The following is a 21,905-nucleotide window of genomic DNA, read 5'->3' as shown; positions in this document are numbered from 1 at the left end:
TGGTCGGCGATGCAGGATTTGAACCTGCGACCCCTTGGACCCAAACCAAGTGCGCTACCAAACTGCGCTAATCGCCGATGCTTACTGTTGTTTGCGAGTGACCTCGTTAACAACGGGGTGCATAATAGTGATTTGACCGAGTCAGGTCAAACATTTTTTTAAGAAAATAATTCAATCGGTCACTTTTAGTTCATAATGGTTAAATATTGCAAATATAAGCTAAAATTTGAACTCTTTTTTATAAAGTAGCGCTTTATATAAGATTGCATCTTGGCGCTATGATGCTTTTCTGCGAAAATACGCAACATAAATAAATATGATCAAACAAACATGATTTGTGTATCCACGCCCCCTTTATTGGATAATCATATTTAGATGTATCAGTATCAAGTTAACTAACCCCAATTAAAGGTCACCCATGACGGCAAACATCATCGATGGTAAGGCAATAGCTAAACAAGTACGCAGCAATGTAGCAGAGCGAGTTGCAGAGCGTGTAGCGAATGGATTACGCGCTCCAGGACTAGCAGTTGTGTTAGTTGGTCAAGATCCAGCTAGCCAAGTGTATGTTGGTTCTAAACGTAAAGCATGTGAAGAAGTCGGCTTTGTATCTAAGTCTTACGATTTACCTGGCGACACAACTGAGCAAGATTTACTTGCATTAATAGATCAACTAAACGAAGACAAAGAAGTAGACGGTATTCTAGTACAGTTACCTTTACCACAAGGTCTTGATGCTGAAAAAATTCTTGAACGCATCACACCACATAAAGATGTTGATGGTTTCCACCCTTATAACATTGGTCGTTTAGCTCAGCGTATGCCGGCACTTCGTCCTTGTACGCCAAAAGGGATTATCACCCTACTCGACTCTACCGGTGTTCGCTACAAGGGTATGCACGCAGTTGTTGTTGGTGCATCAAACATTGTTGGTCGTCCTATGTCACTTGAGCTTTTACTTGCAGGCTGTACAACAACGGTTTGTCATAAGTTTACTCAAGATTTAGAAACGCATGTTCGCCGCGCCGATTTATTAGTTGTAGCGGTGGGTAAACCTGAGTTTATTCCGGGTGATTGGGTTAAAGAAGGTGCTATCGTAATCGATGTAGGTATTAACCGCCTTGAATCTGGCAAGCTTGTTGGTGATGTTGAATACGATATCGCTGAACAAAAAGCACATTTCATTACACCAGTACCAGGTGGTGTTGGTCCAATGACTGTGGCAAGCTTAATCGAAAACACCCTTGAAGCGTGTGAAAAGTACCACAGCTAAGAAGAGCTAAATTATTCCAAAAGGCTGCCAATTGGCAGCCTTTTTTGATTTTAAGTTTTTTGTAGTTTGAACAGTCTGAGCTTTAACATCTGGGGGAGCACTGAAAACACAATCATCATAAACATCAATAGGTATTGCCAGTCTTGATATTGTTCGTTTATGAGTAAAACAGCGCATACGATTCCCGCAATTGGGTTAGCTATCGTTCCGAATGAAAACTCAGCTACAGTCATGCGTCCTAATAACCAAACATACAGAATATAAGCGATGGCAGTATTGGGCACGATTAACCAAAATAATGCCGAATATTGCAGCGCTGAGATAGGCTCAAATACCACTTGGTATTGTTCTGGGTGAAGTAAACTGCCATCAATAAACGCAGCCAATAATAAAATAGTGCCGCCAATGATTAACTGCCAGGTAAGCACAACCCACCAATGAATATGCACCGACAAACTCTGTACCAAGGTGCTACCAATCACAATAGTCAGTAAGGCTCCAAATAAAGCGGCCACTCCCAATACATTTAATGACACGTGTGCTGGGTCAAACAACAACCATGCCAATACCACCAGCGCCATAGCACAGAATGCTTGAATTTTTGCAGGGCGCTGTCCTTTAGTAAGCCAAGCATATATCAAAGCCACAACCGGCACAGACACCATCCCTACCCCAGCTATAGCTGCAGGAAGGTTTACTGCCATGATAAAAATAAAGGCAAAAAACAACGCGATATTCACCGCACCTAGCGTTAACAAACTTGGCCACTGCGAACGGGTTGGCAAACTAGGTTTAAGCAATAAAAGTAATAACCCTGCAGGTAATGCACGCAATGCGCCTAATAAAAGTGGCGGCCAATCAGGTGTGGCATATTTGGTCACTGCATAGGTGGTGCCCCATAAAAAGGCGGGGATCATGGCAAGTAAAATATTCAATGTCTATCCTTGTTAATACGAAGAGATGGCAAGGTAAAACCTCAAGTAAAGTTGAGGTCAATAGCTATATCTAATTAAAAACAAAAAAGGTTGCCTCGTTGGCAACCTTTTTTAATGAGTTATCTTTCGATGGATACTTAGGCTTTACGCCATGTTGTTTTACCAGCAGAATCCTCGAGTACCACACCAAGTGCATTCAATGCATCGCGGGCTTCATCAGCTGCCGCCCAATCTTTGTTTGCGCGGGCTTCATTACGTTTTGCTATTAACGCTTCGATGTGTGCTACTTCGTCGTCAGCTTGGCCACCTTGTAAAAAGGCCTCTGGGTCTTGTTGTGCAACACCTAGTACCTCAGCAACACTGCGTAGTACATAAGCGAGCTTACCTGCTTGCTCTGCATCGCTGTCTTTAACACGATTTAGCTCTTTTGCTAATTCAAATAACACGGGTAGTGCTTCAGGGGTGTTAAAGTCATCATCCATCGCTTTTCTGAATTTAGCCACATATTCATTGCTAGCTAAGTCACATTCGATTGGTGTTACGCCGCGCAGTGCAGTGTAAATACGTTCAAGTGACGAACGTGCTTGCTCAAGGTTTTCTTGCGAATAGTTAAGCTGGCTACGGTAATGACCTGAAATTAAGAAGTAACGCACTGACTCAGCATCGTACTCTTTTAACACATCACGTACGGTAAAGAAGTTGTTTAATGACTTAGACATCTTCTCTTTATTGACCTGTACCATACCCGTGTGGATCCACGTATTTACGTATTTGCCGTTATTTGCACAGCATGACTGAGCAATTTCGTTTTCATGGTGCGGGAACTGTAAATCTGAACCGCCACCATGAATATCAAAATGTTCACCTAAGTGCTTAGAGCTCATTGCCGAACATTCGATATGCCAACCAGGACGACCCTCACCCCATGGTGAAGACCATGACGGCTCTTCTGGCTTGGCTTTTTTCCAAAGCACGAAATCAAGTGGATCTTGCTTATCTTGTGCAACTTCAACACGTGAACCAGCCTGTAGCATGGTTAGGTCTTGTTGTGATAAAGCACCATATTGCTCAAAGGTTGATACGTCAAACAATACATCACCATCTGCAGCAACATACGCATGGCCTTTGGCAATTAGACGCTCAACCATCGCGATGATTTCATCCATATGGTTTGTTACTGTAGGCTCAACATCCGGACGCAGCATATTTAAGCTGTCGAAATCTTCATGCATTGCTTTGGTCATACGAGTCGTTAAATCATTAATTGACTCACCATTTTCGTTTGCACGCTTAATGATTTTGTCGTCAACATCAGTGATGTTACGAACATATTTTAAATCGTAACCAATGTGACGTAGGTAACGAACAATCACGTCAAAACCAACGAAAGTACGCGCATGACCAATGTGACAGTAATCATAAATGGTGATACCACACACGTACATGTCGATTTTGCCATCAACAAGGGGTTTAAACTGCTCTTTTTGTCGCGTAAGTGTGTTGTAAATTTGTACCATTTATAAAATGTCCTTAACGGTGTTTCGAGATTCTCTATGGTAACACTTGCAAAGCCGCTGCTCTAGCGCTTTATCAATTGAATAAGCACTTTGTTAACCGTTTTAAACAAGCTCTTTGTTAATCCAAGGCAACTACTATAAAATAGCCCCATTATTAAACCTGAATATAGGAAACCTCATGGTTGTACTACACACAAACTTTGGTGACATCACTATCAAGATGCACGAAAGCGATGCACCAAACACTGTTAAAAACTTCTTAGAGTATGCAAACGCTGGCTTTTACAACGGCACTATTTTTCACCGTGTAATTGATGGTTTTATGGTACAAGGCGGTGGTTTTGAGCCTGGTATGGTTCAAAAAGAAGTAAACAACCCTATCGAAAACGAAGCAAACAATGGCCTTGCGAATAAAGTAGGCACATTAGCAATGGCACGTACGCCGGATCCACACTCAGCAACTGCGCAGTTCTTTATTAACGTTAACGACAATGACTTCTTAAACTTCAGCAGTGAAACATCACAAGGCTGGGGCTACTGCGTGTTCGCAGAAGTTGTTGAAGGTATGGACGTGGTAAACAAAATCAAAGGTGTTGCTACTGGCAGCGCGGGTTTCCACCAAGACGTACCTCTTGAAGATGTCATCATCGAAAAAGTAACGGTTAGCTAATTTAATCGTTTAGTCTTTTTAAGCGGGCCTGTTGCCCGCTTTTTTGCGAGTAACCATGAATCAAAGTTATTTTATTGCCGATCTCCATTTAACAGAAAACCGCCCCGACATCACTGCGGCATTTTTTGATTTTCTTGATAGCAAGATTATTAATGATGACGTTGATGCGCTGTATATTTTGGGTGACTTTTTTGAAGTATGGGTCGGTGATGATTACCAAACTGATCTTTCAAAGAGTGTTGCCGCACGTTTAAGCCAAGTCAGTGAAAGTGGTACTGAGGTGTTTTTTATTCATGGCAATCGCGATTTTATTATGCGAGAAGGCTATGCAAAAAGCGCAAGTATGACTCTATTACCAGAACAAGTTGTTATTGATTTATACGGTACCCCAACAGTTATCTTGCACGGTGATGAAATGTGCACTCAAGATATTGAGTATCAAAAGTTTCGTAAAAAAAGCCGTGGTTGGTGGTGGCCAAAATTAATGCTTGCTATGCCGCTTTGGTATCGCAAAAAGATTGCCCGCAACGCCCGTGAAAAATCAAAACAAAGCCAAGCTGGCAAAGCGTTAGAAATCCTAGATGTAACTGAAGATGCAGTACTAGCCATGTTTGAAAAGCATCAGGTTGCTAATATGATCCACGGTCATACCCACCGCCCCAATGTGCATCACTATAATATAAATGGTAAAACGCTAACCCGCACTGTACTGGGTGACTGGTATGAACAAGGTTCATACTTAAGAGCTACTCAAGCGCAGCAAAAACTAGTCCATACGCCCTTTAAATAAGCGTATTTTTAACTATGCTGTAACAGTAATGTTAAATACCTTCTCTGTTTATGAACCGATTAAGCTTTTTCTGTTGCTGTTTACTGTTCAGCTTTTCAGTCCACTGCCAAACTTGGCAATTGGTCACTGAACCATTCCCACCCTATTTTATTGGTGAACAACACAAGCCTGGCTGGCTTCATGAAGTGATCATTGCAGCACTGAAAACACAAAATCAAAAAGCCTCTATCGAATATACTCAATGGGCTCGAGCATTAAAACTGGCAAAACGACATAGACGTGTGGCAGTACTCGGGGCTTATTATACTGAGTTAAGAACGCGAAGCTTTATTTATTCACAACCTATTGCGACAGCTCACACAGTACTTTTTAAACGCGCAGGCAGCGAGATAACTTTTACTGGCTCACTATATTCACTAAAACCCTATACGATTAGTAAAGGAGAAGACTATGCAGTTAGCCCAGAGTTTGAACAACACCCAGAGCTTACTGTAACAACCACTGACAGCTTAATTGATAGCTTATTACTACTAAAACATGGCCGCGTTGATTTAGTTGCAGGCACAAAAGAAGTCGCTTTGTATTGGCTCAGCAACAGCGAGCGGTTACAACAAGCAAAGCAAGTAGAAGTTGAATATATTACCCCGACTTTAGCTACGCAAAATTTACACGTGATCAGCGACAAAAATCATCCCCAAGCAAAGCAATTTCAACGTAGTTTACATTTAGGTCTAAAAGCGATTGTTGCTTCAGGTGAACTAGAAGAAATTCTTCAAAGCTATGAGTTTACTGACGAGCAGACTCGTCAATTAACTCAATTATTAAGCAGAAACCTGCGCTAGTTGCGGTAATAAGAATTCAAATTTTAAGGAACTGAGCTTACTTGTAATACATAGGTACTCAAAAAAGCTTACCTAAGCTGGCACACCACTATGAAATTTAAAGTCTTCGTCAGGAGTTGATATAAGCTCAGCTTCAAGCTGACCAAAAAATGCCACGCGCTCAGTAATATCAAACTCACTGATTTCTTGTGCAAGAGTTAAATAGTCTTGGTAATGACGCGCTTCAGAGCGCAATAATGAAATATAAAAATCACCTAAGCGCTTATCAACATGCGGGGCTAATTTAGCAAACCGTTCGCATGAGCGGGCTTCGATGTAAGCACCGATAATTAACTTATCAACCAAAGCGTCAGGCTCGTAAGTTTTTACATGGCGCAGCATCCCTTTGGCATAACGACATGGGGTAATGCTTTTATATTCAATGCCGTATTCATCCATGATCTCAAGCACTTGATAAAAGTGATGGAGCTCTTCTTTTATAAGCATCACCATTTTATCGATAAGGTCTTGCCCGTAAGGTGAATTCGATTTTGGGATCATTGATTTAGTCAGCTTGTTTTTATCTGCAAGCTCTCGCCAATCACCTTCACGCTTATAAACAAGCGTTTCAAAGGGTTTTAACCACTCAAGCAACGCATCACTACTTTCTTTATCAACTGCATACTTACGAATTAAAAACATCGCAGACTGAGCTGCTTTTAATTCACAAATTAGGTGATCAATTAAAACCACATCTAAGTTTTCTTTTTTGGTTGCCGCAGCAATCCACTCATCAGGCGTTTCGCACTTTAAAAAAGAATGAATGGGCGCTAATAAATCAGAATAAGGCACTGAATAACTTCTCATCAAAAATCTTAATTCGATTTTATCACATAAATTAGCCCGCATTCCATGACCCACATCAGTGCAAAGTAATTTTCTATATGCACTAAAGAGTTACATTTAATCGGCTATATCGATTATTTCAGCTTCTTGACAAGATTTAATTACTGAACCATAACTTAATCAAAGCTGTACAAAAATAAAACAGCTCATATTCCTTTTTTACAGGGGCAATAATTATGATTCTAAACCACTTATGGGGCTTATACGCTCACCCACTCGAAGAATGGCAGACAATTGATAACCGTCACGAAAGCTTGCGCTATAGCTTATCGCACATTTTATTAATTGCTTGTATCCCTTCACTCATGGGCTACTATTCATCAGTCTATTTGGGCTGGAGTATTGGCGCAGGTGAAGCAGTATATCTAACCCATGATAGTGCATTACTTATCGCGGTTGCGATGTACTTTGCACTAATTGCGGGCGTGTTTGCACTTGCATACTTAGCTCATTGGATGGCAGTGACCTTTGGTGCAAAACCCACCTTTACACAAACCCTAGAACTTGCAGCTTATACAGCAACACCAGTATTTATGTCTTCATTTGCGGCATTCTTACCTGAACTATGGTTTGTGGTGTGCGTAGGCCTTGTAGCACTAGCCTACTCAGTTTACTTACTCTACACAGGGGTGCCAATTTTAATGCACATTCCTGAAGAGCGAGGTTTTATCTATGCCAGTTCAGTAGTCACTTGTGGGCTGATTTTACTGGTAATTATTTTAGCTGCGACAGCTATTTTATGGACTAACGGAATTGTCCACCCTATGTTTACTTGAGTTCATTGTTATTTTCCTTTCTTTCCATAAACAAAAAAGGAGCTGTGAAGCTCCTTTTTTATACCAATCAAATCAAGGCTGATTAATCAGCACTGTTTTCTTCTTGGTTATGTAACTCTAAACTTGCTGACATCGCATTTTCACGAGTTGATTTCGCTGAATCATTACGTAAACGGTCAATGTGGTTTAGGTAATCTTGGTCGATATCACCTGTGATGTATTGACCATCAAATACTGATGTTTCAAAACGGGTGATTTCTGGGTTTTCTTGGCTTACTGCTGAGATTAAATCATCTAGCGATTGATAGATAAGACCATCTGCACCAATGCTGGCGTTGATATCTTCAACTTCACGGCCATGAGCAATTAGCTCAGCTGCCGATGGCATATCAATCCCGTAAACGTTCGGGAAACGAATCTCTGGCGCTGCTGATGCGAAGTAAACGTTCTTCGCACCTGACTCTCGGGCCATTTCAACGATTTGCGCTGACGTTGTACCACGAACAATTGAGTCATCAACAAGTAATACGTTTTTACCTTTGAACTCACGGTCAATGGCATTCAGTTTTTGACGAACTGACTTCTTACGCATTTCTTGGCCTGGCATGATAAACGTACGGCCAATGTAGCGGTTTTTAACAAAACCTTGGCGGTATGGCAGGTTAAGGGCTGATGCAATCTCAAGTGCTACGTCACATGATGTTTCTGGAATTGGAATAACCACGTCGATGTCTTTGTCAGCCCATTCACGTGCGATTTTCTCACCTAACTTAGTACCCATGTTTACACGTGTTGCATAAACAGACATACGGTCAATTGTTGAATCTGGGCGTGCAAAGTAAACAAACTCAAAGATACACGGCGAGTAAGTTGCTTTTTCAGCACACGCTTGTGAGAAAAGTTGACCATCTTCAGTTACGTAAATTGCTTCACCTGGTGCAACGTCACGTACAAACTCAAAGCCATCTGTTTTTAAAGCAACGCTTTCTGATGCAAACATGTACTCAGTACCATTTGCAGTTTCACGCTTACCAAATACTAATGGGCGAATACCGTTCGGATCACGAAACGCAACAATACCGTGACCAATGATCATTGCAATCGTTGCGTAACCACCGGTTACTTTATTATTCACTTCAGTAATCGCAGTGAAGATATCTTCAGCATCAAGTTTTAGCTTATTTGATTTGCTTAACTCATGTGCCACGATGTTAAGTAAAATTTCAGAGTCAGATGTTGTATTAACATGACGGCGAGCTTCTGAAAATAATTGCTGCTTTAATGCTTCTGCGTTTGTTAAGTTACCATTGTGCGCAAGTGCGATACCAAATGGCGAGTTAACATAGAAAGGTTGCGCTTCAGACGAGCTAGAAGAACCAGCTGTCGGGTAGCGAACATGGCCAATACCAATTGTACCTTGCAGACGTTTCATATGACGGGTATGAAATACATCTTTTACAAGGCCATTGGCTTTACGTAAGCTAAACGTGTTGTTTTCAATGGTAATGATGCCAGCTGCATCTTGACCGCGGTGTTGCAAAACAGTTAAGCCGTCATATAACGCCTGATTAACAGGAGAAGTTCCGACTATGCCAACGATACCACACATTAAATTTATCCTCGCCGATTAACGGTTTACAGAATTTAAAAAGCTCGAGTTGTTTTCGAGGTACGAGAAGAACCACTCAACAACAAAGCCAAATTCTGGAATCAAAATAGAGTTGCCCCACCAATGCGTATTAGGTGCACCGGTAAAAGCATCAAGAAAGAAGAGTAACGCGCTTACGACCAACACGCCACGAAGAGCACCAAACACTATGCCGAAAACACGGTCTGTGCCAGATAAACCAGTACGTTGTACAAGTTCACCTAAAATATAGTTTAGTAACCCACCCAACAGGAGTGTCGCAAAGAATAATATGGCTATTGCGGCTGCATTTCTTAAAAGGGGTTCTGAAATACTTGTTAGGAAGGATGCTAAATATTGGTAAAACAAACTAGAGATGATAAATGCGCCAGCCCATACAGCTAATGACATTGCTTCTTTTACAAAGCCACGTATTAAGCCGATGATAGTGGATAGTGCAATAATGCCAAGTATGGCGTAATCAACCCAGATCATAAGAACCAACTAGTCGTTAATTTGGGGCGCATTCTATAAGAGGTATACTCAAAATGCCAGATCATTTTGTAATTTCAAACTGAGTAACTTTGCCGTTTAACTTGGTTAACTGCTTTAACTCAGTAAGCTTACTTTCTAACTCTTTCTTGTTAAGTGAAGGTCCTACAAAGACTTTTGTCAGTGTGCCGTTCGGGGTTTTGATTGGACGCGTAAAGGTTTTGAAACCATTCGCTTTTAATTTTTCTTGCAGTGATTTCACATTAGGTGCGTGAGAAAAACTACCCAGTTGAATAACATAAGCCATTTGTGTGAGGTTTTCTTCTGGCTTACGGGTTGGCTCAAGGGCTTTAGCGACTGGCTTGGCAGGCTCTTGCACTGCAACTTTTGGCTCAGCTTTGTTAATTACCGGCTCATCGATAGAAGCTTCAACCATTTGCGGCGCAGTATCAATTTGCTGGGTTTCATTTGCGACAAGATCAGCGTCGTTTGCTTGCGTATCTTCAACCGGAATTTGCGAAGGTTGCTCAGCAGAGGCGACTTTATTATCAATCACCTCTTGCAAGTCTATCGTAGTGAACTCAGGGCGTTCAGGAATAGCTTTAAAGCCTTCTTTATAATGAACCTTCTCACCATCCAAAATGTTTGGAATGAAGACAATAGCCGCCACAACCACAATCGTGGTGCCTACTAAGCGATTAATAAACCCTGCGTTCACCGATTTCCTCTCTATTTTTTAAAGTAATTGATGGCTGCAGCCACAGTTATAAACGAACCGAACACAATCACTAACGTGTTTTCATCAACATTTGGTAATAACGTATCTAGCGCAGTTTCAACACTCTCATAGTGCGTACTAGGCGCTGTTGATGTGGTTTCGGCTAGTGCTTTAGCAAGATTCTCAACTTTATCGCCGCGAAAACAATCTAAACTTGCTAACGACCACTGGTCAACAACATTTGCCACGGCTGACATAGCAGCCACCTTATCTTTATCTGCAAGCATAGCGACTAATGCATGAATTTTAAACCCTTGATCTTTATACACGCTTAATTTGCGTGCCAAATATCGAGCTGACTCAGGGTTATGCGCAACATCGGTAAAAATAAGCGGCTGCTCACTTAACTGCTGAAAGCGCCCTTCTACAGTCAGATTCGCTAAGCAATCACGCACTTGTTGCTCGCTTGGTAGTAGCTCAAGCTTTGCAAGTAAGGTCAACGCGGTTGCTGCATTTTGACAAGGGATAGCAGGCTTAGCTAAGCGCCAATCGTTACCTTGGTACTGCCAGTTAAAGCCTTCACTGTCTTCTGTGAATATGAAGTCACGGCCTGATAACACCATATCAGCGTTAATTTCATTACCATAATCAGTCACTGTATGCGGAATCGCTAAATCGCCAACAATAGCGGGGGTATTAGTACGGAAAATACCGGCTTTATCATACCCAACAAGTTCACGAGTATCACCTAGGTATTCTTTATGGTCTAAATCTATGGTGGTGATCACACAAGCATGTGGGTTCACGATATTAGTCGCATCAAAACGTCCACCCAGCCCCACTTCTAGCAGCACATAATCAACGGCGTGACGTTTAAAAATAGCCAGTGCGCCTAAAGTACCGTACTCAAAATAAGTAAGCTGCGTGTCACCACGGCCTTTTTCAAGCATATCGAAAGCATCAACATGGAATTGATCGTCAAGCTCATGGCTGTTAATACGTACGCGCTCGTTGTAACGAATAAGATGCGGCGAAGCATAAGTACCCACACTGTAGCCCTGTGCAAGTAATAAGCTTTCTAGGCAACGGGCTGTGGTCCCTTTACCGTTGGTACCTGCAATGAGGATTATTTTGCTTGATGTATCGAGTAAGCCGACTTGGTTTGCCACGCGTTCTACGCGTTCTAAACCCATTTCGATATTAGCAGGATGGACACTTTCTAAATAACAAAGCCAATCATCAAGGCTTGATGATTGGCTAGGAAGGATTTCTGTCATAGCGTTTAATCAGTTAAGCTGAAATTTACGCTACTCTATGCTCTTGTTCAGTAGAAGGCAAGTTCATAAATTTCGCTAAGATACGTGCAAGGGTGTCACGCATTTCACGGCGGTCAACAATCATGTCGATTGCACCATGCTCTAGCAAGAATTCACTGCGTTGGAAACCTTCAGGAAGCGTTTCACGAACTGTTTGCTCGATTACACGAGGACCCGCAAAACCGATTAGCGCTTTAGGTTCAGCAACGTTTACATCACCAAGCATTGCCAGTGATGCAGATACACCACCCATTGTTGGATCAGTTAATACTGAAATAAACGGTAAGCCTTTTTCGCTCATTTTTGCAAGTGCAGCACTTGTTTTAGCCATTTGCATTAACGACATAAGTGCTTCTTGCATACGTGCGCCGCCTGATGCAGAGAAACAAATAAGTGGCATGTTGTGCTCTAAGCATTGATCTACAGCTTCAACAAAACGAGCACCTACTACTGACGCCATTGAACCACCCATAAACGAGAACTCAAAAGCAACAGCAGCAACAGGAATACCTTTTAGGCGGCCTTTCATTGCTACAAGTGCGTCTTTTTCGCCGCTTGCTTTTTGTGCTTGGGTAATACGGTCAGAATATTTTTTAGAATCTTTAAACTTTAATACGTCTTTTGGTTCGTGCTCTGCACCAATTTCTTGGCGATCAGCATCATCTAAAAAGTTTTCAAGACGTTTACGGCCACTTAAACGCATGTGGTGATCACACTTAGGACACACGTTGAGTGCTTTTTCTAATTCTGCTTTATATAAAATTGAATCACAGTCTGTACACTTAGCCCAAACCCCTTCTGGGATTTCTTTACGACCTGATGATTTAGTCGTTTTAGGTAAGATTTTTTCTAACCAACTCATTTGCAACTCTCTTAATGCTGTTCTGTGTCGCAGTCTGTTTAATTGGAAACACTCGCTTGTGTTTCTGATAACAAATAAACAGACAGATTTTTTCAATTAAAACATGAATTACCCGCAGACGATATAAAAAACTGGTCTTAGTAGTAGTCTACTAAAGTCTAACTGTCTGAATCAGGTAAAAACAAAGGCCCTAATGGTGTTTTAGGAATGCCAAAATGTTCTGGGTAATCCACGTCAACTAAGTAAAGGCCAGCGGCTTTTGCTGTTGCACTTGCCTTAGCGCGCTCTTTTAAATCAAGTAATTCTTTTAACCACACAGGTTCATGCTTATGAAGACCTATGTCCATCAAACACCCGGTAATGTTTCGTACCATGTGATGTAAAAACGCATTGGCTTTGATATCAATGATCACATAATCACCTTGGCGTTTTACCGATAAATGGTGAATAGTACGATTTGCTGTATTTGCTTGGCAGTGTAGTGCTCTAAACGAAGTAAAGTCATGCTCACCTATTAAATACTGACAGGCTTCTTGCATTTTAGTTTCGTCTAATGGGTGATGAAAATGGGTCACCCCTTCACTCATGATAGCGCCGCGATAGGTGTAATTATAAATCACATAACGATAGCGACGTGCTGTGGCACTAAAACGAGCGTGAAAGTCTTCGCTTACAGGCTTGGCAAAGCGAATAGCAATATCTTTTGGCAGTAAGGTATTCATACCCATCGTAAACGCGACCATTTCACGCTCAGCGTGAGTATCAAAATGGATCACCTGCCCAGTGCCATGTACACCCGCATCGGTGCGGCCTGCACAAACAATTTCGACTGGATGATTACAAATACGCGACAACGCCGTTTCTACTTCTTGTTGTACGCTATTGACGTGTGATTGACGTTGCCAACCACTGTAACGCGCGCCGTTGTACTCTACTCCAAGTGCTACTCGCATAATGCTCTATTTACCTACTGTACTAAATGACGGGGCATTTTATGCGATCTACGAGCGCAATAAAAGCCACTGTCGTAGATCACATTGTTCTGGTTACTCAGATATCACACCAACTCGCTTAACTATTGTTGCGAGCTAGTATTAATCTTCTTCGATGTTATCGAGGCCCTTGGTGCCATCTTTAGCACGAAGCTTGTGGTGGATGGCTGATTTGATCAGCATATAGCCGCTAATAGGTGCGGTGATCAGTAAGAAAATTGAAATCAAAATTTCTTTCACACTGATGCCATCGTGGGTGTAGCTAAAATACACCATGGCAGCAATTAGCAGTGATGCCATGCCAAGCGTTGTTGCTTTAGTTGGACCGTGCAAACGCATAAAAAAGTCAGGCATTTTCACAAGTCCGATTGAACCTATAAGAATAAAGCAACCACCAATTAATAATAAGATTGATACAATCCATTCACTCATCATTTGCTACCTTATTCAATAATATCGCCACGCAGCAGGTATTTACATACAGCTACAGTGCTCACAAAGCCAAGCATGGCGATTAATAATGCGGCTTCAAAATATAAATCGGTGCCCATGCTCATGCCATACAGAATAATTAAAGCAATGGTATTTATGAACATAGTATCTAAAGCCAATATACGATCAGGTACTGACGGCCCAACAATTAAGCGCCATAGGTTTAACAATAAAGATATGGCTATCATTGCAAAAACAATTAGAAAAACGGTATCTAGCATCGAAAAATCTCCTTAAGCGGTGCTTCGTAGCGCTGCTTAATAGTATTAATTAACGCTTGTTCATCAGCTAAATCGAGTACATGAATCAATAAGTAGCGCTGCTGAATTTCTTCGCCCTCTTCGAGTGACTCAGGAATAGGATAAACCTCTGCGCTCACTGTACCTGGTGTTAAAGATACTGTGCTGGCCAAAATAGTGATTGGCATTTCATGGCTTAAATCCAACGGTACTTTGATAAAACCTGGGCGTAACTTTTTCGTTGGCCCAAGGATCAACAGAGCAACTTGTAAGTTAGCAGTGACAATATCGTACAGCACTAACAATAGGTGCCTAAACGCAAGACCTGGCCTTACAATAAGCGGCTGTGGATCACGAAATGGGAATGTGACCCACGGAATAGTAATGGCAAAAAATGCAGCTAAAAACAGGTGTCCTGGCGACACACTGTTATTTAACAACAGCCATACAATGAATAATAAAACACTGCGAAATGGTGTTGGCAACCAACGAAAGCGAGCTTCTAAACGCATTATTGGCCTCCTTGTAATACAGCGTTGATGCTAGTGTTGATATCAAACAACTGCTCTGATGTTGCTAACATATAGTCTGAAATCGGTCCTGCAAACACAACCATTAAAGGTGAACACGCAAGTAATGCAACTACAGCTATCACTTTAACAGGGTGTGCTTTAGTGCCTTCAATTGCTTCACTGTCTTTATGGGTGTGATCCCAAAATAAGCTGGTACCGGCTCGTGAAACCGCCACTAATAACGCTAAACTAGACACTAGATATATTGGCCAAAACAACATGGCTTTTTCGCTATCTAGCGTGCTCTTTAAAATCCATACCTTGCCGACAAAGCCAGATAACGGTGGCATACCAACAACAGCAAGCGCAGCCACTACAAAACAAGTACCAAGTAAATATGGCTGTGCAACGGCGCGCCCTGCGACTAACCGGTCGGCAACTTTACCACGTTGCTGAGCAATTAAATCCGCAATTAAGAATAGTGCAGCGCAAATAATGGTTGAATGCACTAAGTAGTAAAGTAATGCCGCGGTTGCAGCAACATTTTGAATCGCAACCAATGCCACTAAAGTACCGACAGATACAACCACCAGATTCGCAATAAGCTTTCTAAAATCTTGACTCGCTAATACACCAATACCACCCATTACGATGGTCGCTAGTGCTAAGCCCCATAACCAAGGCTGTGCCATATGAGCAAGCTCACCAGCATTATCACCAAATATTACGGTATACACGCGCAACATGGCATACACACCGACCTTGGTCATAATCGCGAATAATGCAGCAACTAATGGCATTGCACTGGCGTAGGTATTCGGTAGCCATAAATGTAACGGTAATAACGCGCCTTTTAACGCAAATACCACGATTAACAGCAAGCCACCAATTTTAGCAAGGTAAACATCATCACCCGTCAGCTGTGGTACTTTTTGCGCTAAATCAGCAATGTTCAATGTGCCTAGCACACCATAAAGTACACCCAGCGCAATTAAGAATACGCTTGAACCAATCAGGTTTAAAATGACGTACTGCAGTGCAGCTCGGGTACTATGTTTATTGCCGGCATGCATCAATAATGAATACGAAGCAATCAACAGCACTTCAAAAAATACGAACAGGTTAAATACATCGCCCGTTAAAAAGGCGCCATTTACACCTAACACTAAAAAGTGCACTAACGGATGGAAAAAGCTCCCTTTTTTATCATCGCCAGCACAGCTGTAAAGCACTACGACCGCACCAAGGAAACTGGTAAGTAGCACCAATAGCGTTGCTAGTCTATCGGCAACCAGCACGATACCAAATGGTGCAGACCAATCACCGATTGCGTAAACAAGCGGTGCGGTATTATTAACGTGGAATAATAAATAAGCACTTACCAAGAGTGTGACAATCGACAAAATAACCGACGAAACACGGCGGATATGTAAGTTTTTTCCACATGGCGGCATGAGTAAAATAACGCCTGCCAACATCGGAATTAAAATCGGTAAAGAAGCTAAATGCTGAATCATTTTTGCTCCTTCGATGATTTAACAAGATGGCCATCAACATGGTCATTACCCAAGTCAGCACGGCCACGAATCGCTAAAATAACCACAAAAGCGGTCATCGCAAAGCCAATTACAATGGCGGTTAAAACCAGTGCTTGAGGGAGTGGATCGGCATACTCACTACCTGTACCAAGTACAGCGGCTTTGTTAATAGTTAAGCGACCTGAAGAGAATAAAAACAGGTTAACTGCATACGACAACATAGTAAGGCCGAGTACCACCGGGAAGGTACGAGCCCGCAATATTAAGTAAATTCCGCATGCAACCAGCACGCCGACGCATGATGCGTACAATACTTCCATTAAATATTTACCTCTTGCTTGGGTGTATCAGCAGTTAATTTACCTAAACTTGCTAAAATCATCAGCGTTGCACCTACAACAGTTAAATACACACCTAAATCAAATACGATAGCACTAGCAAGTTCTGTCTTGCCGACTAGCGGAATATCAAAATAATCAAACCAGGTTGTTAGGAATGGACGTTCAAAGAACCAACTTCCAATACCGGTAAATAATGCAATAGCAATACCTGACGCAATAATCTTACGATAATTTACGTCAAATCTGTCTGCAATCCAATGCGAACCATTAGCCATATATTGCAAAATAAATGCAATCGCGGTAACCAGTCCTGCAATAAAGCCACCACCTGGTAAGTTATGACCACGTAAGAAAATATACGCAGACACAAGTAATGCTAGTGGTAACAAGCTTTGTGAAATGCTCGACAGTAGAATTGGATAACGCTCTCTTGCCCATGGGCGCCCTTCACTATCACTTGCTGGCATAAACAGCGGCAAGTTAATAAGAAGCTTATAAATACCTAACGCAGCAATACCCAATACGGTAATCTCACCTAGGGTATCAAAACCCCTGAAGTCAACGAGGATAACGTTTACAACGTTAGTACCACCACCGCCAGTTTTTGCATTAGCAACAAAGAAGTCAGAAATTGACTCAAGTGGTCTTGTCAGCAGTGCATAACAAATACTCGCCACGACCACACCAATTGCCGATGAAATACCTAAATCACGCAGAATACGCAGTGAGCTTGATTCTTTCGGAGTACGCTGCGGTAAAAAGAACAGTGCAAGCATCAGTAGCATTACGGTGACAACTTCAACCGTTAACTGGGTTAGCGCTAAATCTGGCGCAGAGAATCGAGTAAATGCAACAGACACCATCAGGCCTACGATTGAAATCATAATCAAAGATATCATTCGTGAGCGGTGCCAAATAACCGTTGCCAGCGCACCAATTATTAGTAAGCCAGCACCAATAGCATTATGGAAATCGATTGGCGTTAACTCGCTTGCTCCTGCTAACTGGCGCATTTCAAATAAAGGCCAGCCCGCACACATAAGCACCACCGCAATCATTACAAAGGCATAGCGCTGTAACGAGCCATTTTCGATTCGTTTAATCTTTTCTTGTGACCACTTAATTAAGCTATATAAGCCACGCTCAAAGCCTTTCTTAGCATTCAAAGTTGGCAATGAAGCTTGGAAATGGAACAGATGCTTACGCTGCACATAAATCATCACACCCACGCTTGTTGCAATAAAGCTCATCAACAGTGGTAAGTTAAAGCCATGCCATACTGATAGCTTATAATCAGGGGCTGCATCACCAAGCACAGCATAAGACGCCGCAGCTAAAATATCGCTTACTGCAAAGTGCGGGAACATACCAACGAGTAAACATAGCACAACCAAAATTTCGATTGGTACACGCATATAACGCGGTGGCTCATGAGGCTGTTTTGGCAAATCGATTGGGTCGCCATTGAAAAACACGTCGTGAATAAAGCGTGCTGAATACGCAACAGAGAGTGCACCAGCAATCGTCGCTAATACTGGTATTAACCACGACATGGAGCCAAGCACTTGCTGATGTAGTGTTTCGGCAAAGAACATCTCTTTCGATAAGAAACCATTTAACAGTGGCACGCCCGCCATGGCTGCCGCTGCCACCATAGCAAGTGTGGCGGTATACGGCATAAATCGCCACATACCATTAAGTTTACGCATATCACGGGTGCCAGTTTCATGGTCAATGATACCCGTTGCCATAAATAACGACGCTTTAAAGGTTGCGTGGTTAATGATGTGGAAGATAGCAGCCACTGTAGCAAGCTCAGTGTCTAAACCAAGCAGTAAGGTAATTAAACCTAAATGGCTGATTGTTGAATAAGCCAGCAAGCCTTTTAAATCATGCTTAAATAACGCGATATAAGCGCCAACCAATAAAGTCGCCAGACCCGTCATTGCCACTAAGATAAACCAAGTATCTGTGCCTGAAAGCGCAGGATAAAAACGCGCTAATAAAAAGATACCTGCTTTAACCATGGTTGCGGAGTGCAAGTAGGCACTGACTGGTGTCGGTGCTGCCATGGCATGTGGTAACCAAAAATGAAATGGAAATTGTGCAGATTTGGTAAATGCACCTAAAAGCACTAATACCAGCGCAGCTTCATAAAGTGCATGAGATTGAATAAGCGCTTTGCTTGCTAAAATTACATCAAGATTATAGCTACCAACAATATCACCAATTAGTAATAAACCTGCTAGTAACGCAAGACCACCGGCACCTGTAATAGCAAGTGCCATACGCGCGCCTTTGCGAGCTTCTGACTTATGCCACCAATAGCTAATCAATAAGAACGAGCTAATACTTGTGAGCTCCCAGAAAAACCACAGCTGGATCACATTATTCGACATCACGATGCCGACCATTGCGGTCATAAATAGCATTAAATAGCAGTATAGCTTTGGCATTGAGTCGCTACTACTTAAGTAATAACGCGCATAAAAAATCACCAGGGTACCGATCCCCAAGATCATATATAGAAAGAGTAACGTTAAACCATCAAGTCGAAACGAGACTTGCATGTTTAAAAGAGGGATCCACTCAGCAGTGTAGCGAATTGTTTCGCCAGAAAAGACTGCAGGGGTATACGAAAATACAATTCCAAGGGCAATCAAAGGCGCTAACATGGTCAAAGCAGTGCTTTGGTTACGTGTTAGTTTTGAAGTGCAGGATGAAATAACACTGCCGATTAAGGATAACAGGGGTATCCAGAGCAAAGTCATAATTAGGAGCCTTTTAGTGTCATAAGAATATCAATACCGCTCTAGTTTTAATTAGTTGCGTACTGTTCATTTGGATGGTTAAAAGTTGGCTTAAAAAAAGCTTACAATGCGTATAGTTATACTGATCAGGTGCTATTTTGTCTATAGGAGACACACCTATTCGCACAACATTTAACCACTTTGCATACTAAAATAGCAATAAATAGACGATTAGTCAGAAAATTTATGCTCTTTGGAAGCTGTTGTAAACACTGGCTTTAAGCCTAAAAAGGCAAAATATTCAGAAAACCGAATCGGCTTTGTTAAGGGCTGGTTAATTTGTTTTTGCCAAAGTTCTCGGTATTGCTCAGACAGGCTCATAGTTTGGTACTGCATAATCGACCAGTTAGAGCTTGGTTTATAGGCTTTTTTGTTGCCACAAGCGATACTTTTTTGCCACCCTTTTGGCGGAGAAACCTCATTGGCAATAAATAGATTTGGCGCAACTAGCCCCTGTTGCTTACAAAGCCACTGTTGTTTTTGCTCTGCTAAAACATATTCATCTTCAAAGCCATTAAAATGCATTAGCTCATGTAGAAACACCGCGTAAGATTGTGATGAGTTTATATGCATAATGCCACCGCGAACATTAGCTGCCCCTTGTTTTGACATCATCACAATAAAGTCAAAACCTTCAGGCCATGAATACTCAGCCGCATTTTGCCAGTTACATTCAAGCGCCCCATCGTTGCCATCACAGCTAAACTTATCGGCAACATAAACAACCTCAGTAAAACAAAAGCTGCCTTTTGCAGGCTCAGGCGCTTTACTATATTGCTGCTTATACTGCTTTAAAGTATCAATGCCCTTGTAATGATCTGTCAGCATTAAAACATTAAATTGGCACTGACTGCTTGCTTGTATACTTGATGTTGATAAGGCAAATTGCTGTTGCTGCGCATAAGCTGGGGAAATTTGAGCTGGCGGCAATTGTTGTTGCAACAGCCACGCTTGCTTGGCATCTCCGTCAGGTAACTTGCCAGCTTTACCTAGGCTTCTTATATCGAGCCACTGGTTTGCTCTGACTAGCTGCTCCGCTAAGGTTTGTTGCTGAGCTGAATTGAATGTAGCAAAGTAAGGCTGCCACCATAATTTTGCTGCAGTGTAATCTTGTTGCATCAAAAATCTGAGCGCAAGCTGATACGCAGCATTACTATCATTAAGCGTTGCTAACTGACGAAGCTGTGAGTTACTCAGCACTAAATGCTGCAAATTAATGGCACTGGGTGCCAAATTATAGATAGCCGTTGCTTGTGCAGGAGTAGTATTTGCGTAATAAGCGTAAGCGGGAATAAAACGAGACACTGAGCTTGGTACGAAACCCAAGCTCAGTAATAGAATAGCAGTAAAAGAAACCTTAGCTTGCGTTTTCACCAGCCATTAACTCAAGCTCTAAGCGGGCATATTTGTATTCAACAAACTCATGCACATTGGTGGCAAGGGCAAGTCTAAAGTAATCGGCAGCAAGATAGTTATCACCCGCCGCTTGATGCATCTTAGCTAGGTAGAAATAAGCTTCGCATAAGCGGTGCGCATACTCTTGCTCTGAAGTTACACCTTCAATAATGCCAGATAAAAACTCAAACTCACTAATGTCACCTAAATAAAGTGCTAATAGTTGGTAACCCCACTGCGACTCATCAACACCCTGCGAGTTAGCTTTTAAATCAACTAAGGCCTGCGCTTTATCAGCTTCTGATTGAGCTAAATAAAGCCATAGCACACGATAAGGATCGCTTGGTGAACGATTTAAAAACTGCTGTAAATCATCTTGTGCAAGTGATGGACGGTCACCATAGTAAAGGGCAATACCACGATTTAAATAGGCATACTCATGCTGCTCGTTAAGCTCAAGTGCCGAATCAAAAAACTCATAAGCTTGTTCATACTGCTGCATTAGTGTGTGGTGTATACCTAAGAAGTTATACACTTCTGCTAGGTCTGGTTTGAGCTTAATCGCACGGTTAAAGTCAATACGCGCCAAGGTCGACATACCTAAGCTGTCAAATAATACACCGCGATCATAATAAAGTTTGGCTTGTTGCTCTGCACTTAAATCAGCACGATTTAGTAGTTCAGAATAGCGAGCAATCGTAATTTCGTTACGAAAATCAGGTGCTAATGGTGCAGTAAAAGGCACATTAACAATAGGGACTGACTCAGGTTGTGAAGTTGTTTGACATGCACTTAAAGAAAAAATAGCCACAGCGGTCAATGCTAAGTGTTTAAAAATCATTAAATTCCTTAATACCTGAATTCTCTGTAGACAAAGGCGAAG

At 41.9% G+C, this 21,905-nt stretch carries 22 protein-coding genes and 1 tRNA gene; 5 read left to right on the top strand and 18 right to left on the bottom strand.

Annotation, left to right across the window (positions count from 1 at the left end; all coding sequences use genetic code 11):
* Positions 1 to 77, bottom strand: a tRNA-Pro gene (locus ISP07_RS05610).
* Between the two features lie 341 nt (positions 78 to 418).
* On the opposite strand from ISP07_RS05610, the gene folD reads away from it, so the two are divergent.
* Positions 419 to 1,273, top strand: a complete 855-nt coding sequence (folD, locus tag ISP07_RS05605; RefSeq protein ID WP_054553151.1) for a bifunctional methylenetetrahydrofolate dehydrogenase/methenyltetrahydrofolate cyclohydrolase FolD — start codon at positions 419 to 421, stop codon at positions 1,271 to 1,273.
* A 50-nt stretch (positions 1,274 to 1,323) separates the two neighbouring features.
* On the opposite strand, the gene ISP07_RS05600 is transcribed toward folD, so the two are convergent.
* A complete protein-coding gene (locus ISP07_RS05600; RefSeq protein ID WP_209327058.1) occupies positions 1,324 to 2,208 on the bottom strand; it encodes a DMT family transporter in 885 nt (294 codons plus the stop codon).
* A 137-nt stretch (positions 2,209 to 2,345) separates the two neighbouring features.
* A complete protein-coding gene (gene cysS, locus ISP07_RS05595) occupies positions 2,346 to 3,725 on the bottom strand; it encodes a cysteine--tRNA ligase (RefSeq protein ID WP_054553153.1) in 1,380 nt (459 codons plus the stop codon).
* 178 nt (positions 3,726 to 3,903) lie between these two features.
* On the opposite strand from cysS, the gene ISP07_RS05590 reads away from it, so the two are divergent.
* The 3 genes from ISP07_RS05590 to ISP07_RS05580 all read left to right on the top strand — a co-directional run bounded on the left by ISP07_RS05590 (position 3,904) and on the right by ISP07_RS05580 (position 6,027).
* Entirely contained in the window at positions 3,904 to 4,395 is a 492-nt protein-coding gene (locus tag ISP07_RS05590; protein WP_054562080.1) for a peptidylprolyl isomerase, read from the top strand.
* Between the two features lie 55 nt (positions 4,396 to 4,450).
* Complete coding sequence (locus ISP07_RS05585) at positions 4,451 to 5,185, top strand: UDP-2,3-diacylglucosamine diphosphatase (protein ID WP_209327057.1); 735 nt, start codon at positions 4,451 to 4,453, stop codon at positions 5,183 to 5,185.
* 119 nt (positions 5,186 to 5,304) lie between these two features.
* Positions 5,305 to 6,027 (top strand): substrate-binding periplasmic protein, encoded by a 723-nt coding sequence (locus ISP07_RS05580; RefSeq protein WP_209327056.1) that lies wholly within the window; start codon positions 5,305 to 5,307, stop codon positions 6,025 to 6,027.
* A 72-nt stretch (positions 6,028 to 6,099) separates the two neighbouring features.
* On the opposite strand, the gene miaE is transcribed toward ISP07_RS05580, so the two are convergent.
* A complete protein-coding gene (gene miaE / locus ISP07_RS05575) occupies positions 6,100 to 6,858 on the bottom strand; it encodes a tRNA isopentenyl-2-thiomethyl-A-37 hydroxylase MiaE (protein WP_209327125.1) in 759 nt (252 codons plus the stop codon).
* Positions 6,859 to 7,088: 230 nt separating this feature from the next.
* Between miaE and ISP07_RS05570 the strand changes: the two genes are divergently transcribed.
* A complete protein-coding gene (locus ISP07_RS05570) occupies positions 7,089 to 7,688 on the top strand; it encodes a Yip1 family protein (RefSeq protein ID WP_054553157.1) in 600 nt (199 codons plus the stop codon).
* 82 nt (positions 7,689 to 7,770) lie between these two features.
* Here the strand turns inward: ISP07_RS05570 and purF are convergent, their stop codons facing one another.
* From purF to nlpI, 14 genes are all read right to left on the bottom strand, one after another.
* Positions 7,771 to 9,297 carry an amidophosphoribosyltransferase gene (gene purF / locus ISP07_RS05565; protein WP_054553158.1) on the bottom strand — a complete coding sequence of 509 codons (1,527 nt, stop codon included), beginning with the start codon at positions 9,295 to 9,297 and terminating at the stop codon, positions 7,771 to 7,773.
* A gap of 18 nt (positions 9,298 to 9,315) precedes the next feature.
* Positions 9,316 to 9,810: a CvpA family protein gene (locus ISP07_RS05560; protein ID WP_036969851.1), complete on the bottom strand. Its 495-nt coding sequence runs from the start codon at positions 9,808 to 9,810 to the stop codon at positions 9,316 to 9,318.
* Positions 9,811 to 9,871: 61 nt separating this feature from the next.
* Positions 9,872 to 10,525, bottom strand: a complete 654-nt coding sequence (locus tag ISP07_RS05555; protein WP_209327055.1) for an SPOR domain-containing protein — start codon at positions 10,523 to 10,525, stop codon at positions 9,872 to 9,874.
* A gap of 11 nt (positions 10,526 to 10,536) precedes the next feature.
* Entirely contained in the window at positions 10,537 to 11,802 is a 1,266-nt protein-coding gene (folC, locus tag ISP07_RS05550) for a bifunctional tetrahydrofolate synthase/dihydrofolate synthase (protein ID WP_209327054.1), read from the bottom strand.
* A gap of 25 nt (positions 11,803 to 11,827) precedes the next feature.
* Positions 11,828 to 12,703 (bottom strand): acetyl-CoA carboxylase, carboxyltransferase subunit beta, encoded by an 876-nt coding sequence (gene accD, locus ISP07_RS05545; protein ID WP_054553161.1) that lies wholly within the window; start codon positions 12,701 to 12,703, stop codon positions 11,828 to 11,830.
* Between the two features lie 158 nt (positions 12,704 to 12,861).
* The gene (truA, locus tag ISP07_RS05540) at positions 12,862 to 13,656 is read right to left on the bottom strand and encodes a tRNA pseudouridine(38-40) synthase TruA (RefSeq protein ID WP_054553162.1); all 795 of its coding nucleotides are present in this window, start codon (positions 13,654 to 13,656) and stop codon (positions 12,862 to 12,864) included.
* 141 nt (positions 13,657 to 13,797) lie between these two features.
* Positions 13,798 to 14,130 carry a Na+/H+ antiporter subunit G gene (locus tag ISP07_RS05535; protein ID WP_054553163.1) on the bottom strand — a complete coding sequence of 111 codons (333 nt, stop codon included), beginning with the start codon at positions 14,128 to 14,130 and terminating at the stop codon, positions 13,798 to 13,800.
* An 8-nt stretch (positions 14,131 to 14,138) separates the two neighbouring features.
* Positions 14,139 to 14,408, bottom strand: coding sequence for a K+/H+ antiporter subunit F (locus ISP07_RS05530; RefSeq protein ID WP_054553164.1), 270 nt, complete (start codon positions 14,406 to 14,408; stop codon positions 14,139 to 14,141).
* A complete protein-coding gene (locus ISP07_RS05525) occupies positions 14,402 to 14,938 on the bottom strand; it encodes a Na+/H+ antiporter subunit E (RefSeq protein ID WP_209327053.1) in 537 nt (178 codons plus the stop codon). The genes ISP07_RS05530 and ISP07_RS05525 overlap by 7 nt, the downstream gene beginning before the upstream one ends.
* The gene (locus ISP07_RS05520; RefSeq protein ID WP_199529208.1) at positions 14,938 to 16,455 is read right to left on the bottom strand and encodes a monovalent cation/H+ antiporter subunit D; all 1,518 of its coding nucleotides are present in this window, start codon (positions 16,453 to 16,455) and stop codon (positions 14,938 to 14,940) included. Before ISP07_RS05520 ends, ISP07_RS05525 begins: the two co-directional genes overlap by 1 nt.
* Positions 16,452 to 16,796, bottom strand: a complete 345-nt coding sequence (locus ISP07_RS05515) for a Na+/H+ antiporter subunit C (RefSeq protein ID WP_054553167.1) — start codon at positions 16,794 to 16,796, stop codon at positions 16,452 to 16,454. Before ISP07_RS05515 ends, ISP07_RS05520 begins: the two co-directional genes overlap by 4 nt.
* Complete coding sequence (locus ISP07_RS05510; RefSeq protein ID WP_054553168.1) at positions 16,796 to 19,588, bottom strand: monovalent cation/H+ antiporter subunit A; 2,793 nt, start codon at positions 19,586 to 19,588, stop codon at positions 16,796 to 16,798. The genes ISP07_RS05515 and ISP07_RS05510 overlap by 1 nt, the downstream gene beginning before the upstream one ends.
* Positions 19,589 to 19,798: 210 nt before the next feature.
* The gene (locus ISP07_RS05505; protein ID WP_209327052.1) at positions 19,799 to 21,001 is read right to left on the bottom strand and encodes a hypothetical protein; all 1,203 of its coding nucleotides are present in this window, start codon (positions 20,999 to 21,001) and stop codon (positions 19,799 to 19,801) included.
* On the bottom strand, positions 20,985 to 21,863 hold the full coding sequence (nlpI, locus tag ISP07_RS05500; protein ID WP_054553170.1) for a lipoprotein NlpI: 879 nt from the start codon (positions 21,861 to 21,863) through the stop codon (positions 20,985 to 20,987). Before nlpI ends, ISP07_RS05505 begins: the two co-directional genes overlap by 17 nt.
* Between the last annotated feature and the right edge of the window lie 42 nt (positions 21,864 to 21,905).

Origin of the sequence: Pseudoalteromonas sp. PA2MD11 (genome assembly GCF_017808125.1) — a bacterium.
In the GTDB taxonomy this organism is placed as follows: Bacteria; Pseudomonadota; Gammaproteobacteria; order Enterobacterales; family Alteromonadaceae; genus Pseudoalteromonas; species Pseudoalteromonas simplex.
Note: the sequence above shows the minus strand (reverse complement) of the source record. Positions and strands in the feature narration are given on the sequence as shown.

What these genes read in the sequence shown, in the direction of transcription:
- purF (WP_054553158.1), bottom strand. Translation starts at nt 9,297, where the DNA reads ATGTGTGGTATCGTTGGCATAGTCGGAACTTCTCCTGTTAATCAGGCG.
- folC (WP_209327054.1), bottom strand. Translation starts at nt 11,802, where the DNA reads ATGACAGAAATCCTTCCTAGCCAATCATCAAGCCTTGATGATTGGCTT.
- ISP07_RS05535 (WP_054553163.1), bottom strand. Translation starts at nt 14,130, where the DNA reads ATGATGAGTGAATGGATTGTATCAATCTTATTATTAATTGGTGGTTGC.
- cysS (WP_054553153.1), bottom strand. Translation starts at nt 3,725, where the DNA reads ATGGTACAAATTTACAACACACTTACGCGACAAAAAGAGCAGTTTAAA.
- truA (WP_054553162.1), bottom strand. Translation starts at nt 13,656, where the DNA reads ATGCGAGTAGCACTTGGAGTAGAGTACAACGGCGCGCGTTACAGTGGT.
- ISP07_RS05585 (WP_209327057.1), top strand. Translation starts at nt 4,451, where the DNA reads ATGAATCAAAGTTATTTTATTGCCGATCTCCATTTAACAGAAAACCGC.
- ISP07_RS05510 (WP_054553168.1), bottom strand. Translation starts at nt 19,588, where the DNA reads ATGACTTTGCTCTGGATACCCCTGTTATCCTTAATCGGCAGTGTTATT.
- ISP07_RS05520 (WP_199529208.1), bottom strand. Translation starts at nt 16,455, where the DNA reads ATGATTCAGCATTTAGCTTCTTTACCGATTTTAATTCCGATGTTGGCA.
- ISP07_RS05560 (WP_036969851.1), bottom strand. Translation starts at nt 9,810, where the DNA reads ATGATCTGGGTTGATTACGCCATACTTGGCATTATTGCACTATCCACT.
- ISP07_RS05570 (WP_054553157.1), top strand. Translation starts at nt 7,089, where the DNA reads ATGATTCTAAACCACTTATGGGGCTTATACGCTCACCCACTCGAAGAA.
- folD (WP_054553151.1), top strand. Translation starts at nt 419, where the DNA reads ATGACGGCAAACATCATCGATGGTAAGGCAATAGCTAAACAAGTACGC.
- ISP07_RS05525 (WP_209327053.1), bottom strand. Translation starts at nt 14,938, where the DNA reads ATGCGTTTAGAAGCTCGCTTTCGTTGGTTGCCAACACCATTTCGCAGT.
- nlpI (WP_054553170.1), bottom strand. Translation starts at nt 21,863, where the DNA reads ATGATTTTTAAACACTTAGCATTGACCGCTGTGGCTATTTTTTCTTTA.
- ISP07_RS05515 (WP_054553167.1), bottom strand. Translation starts at nt 16,796, where the DNA reads ATGGAAGTATTGTACGCATCATGCGTCGGCGTGCTGGTTGCATGCGGA.
- ISP07_RS05590 (WP_054562080.1), top strand. Translation starts at nt 3,904, where the DNA reads ATGGTTGTACTACACACAAACTTTGGTGACATCACTATCAAGATGCAC.
- ISP07_RS05530 (WP_054553164.1), bottom strand. Translation starts at nt 14,408, where the DNA reads ATGCTAGATACCGTTTTTCTAATTGTTTTTGCAATGATAGCCATATCT.
- accD (WP_054553161.1), bottom strand. Translation starts at nt 12,703, where the DNA reads ATGAGTTGGTTAGAAAAAATCTTACCTAAAACGACTAAATCATCAGGT.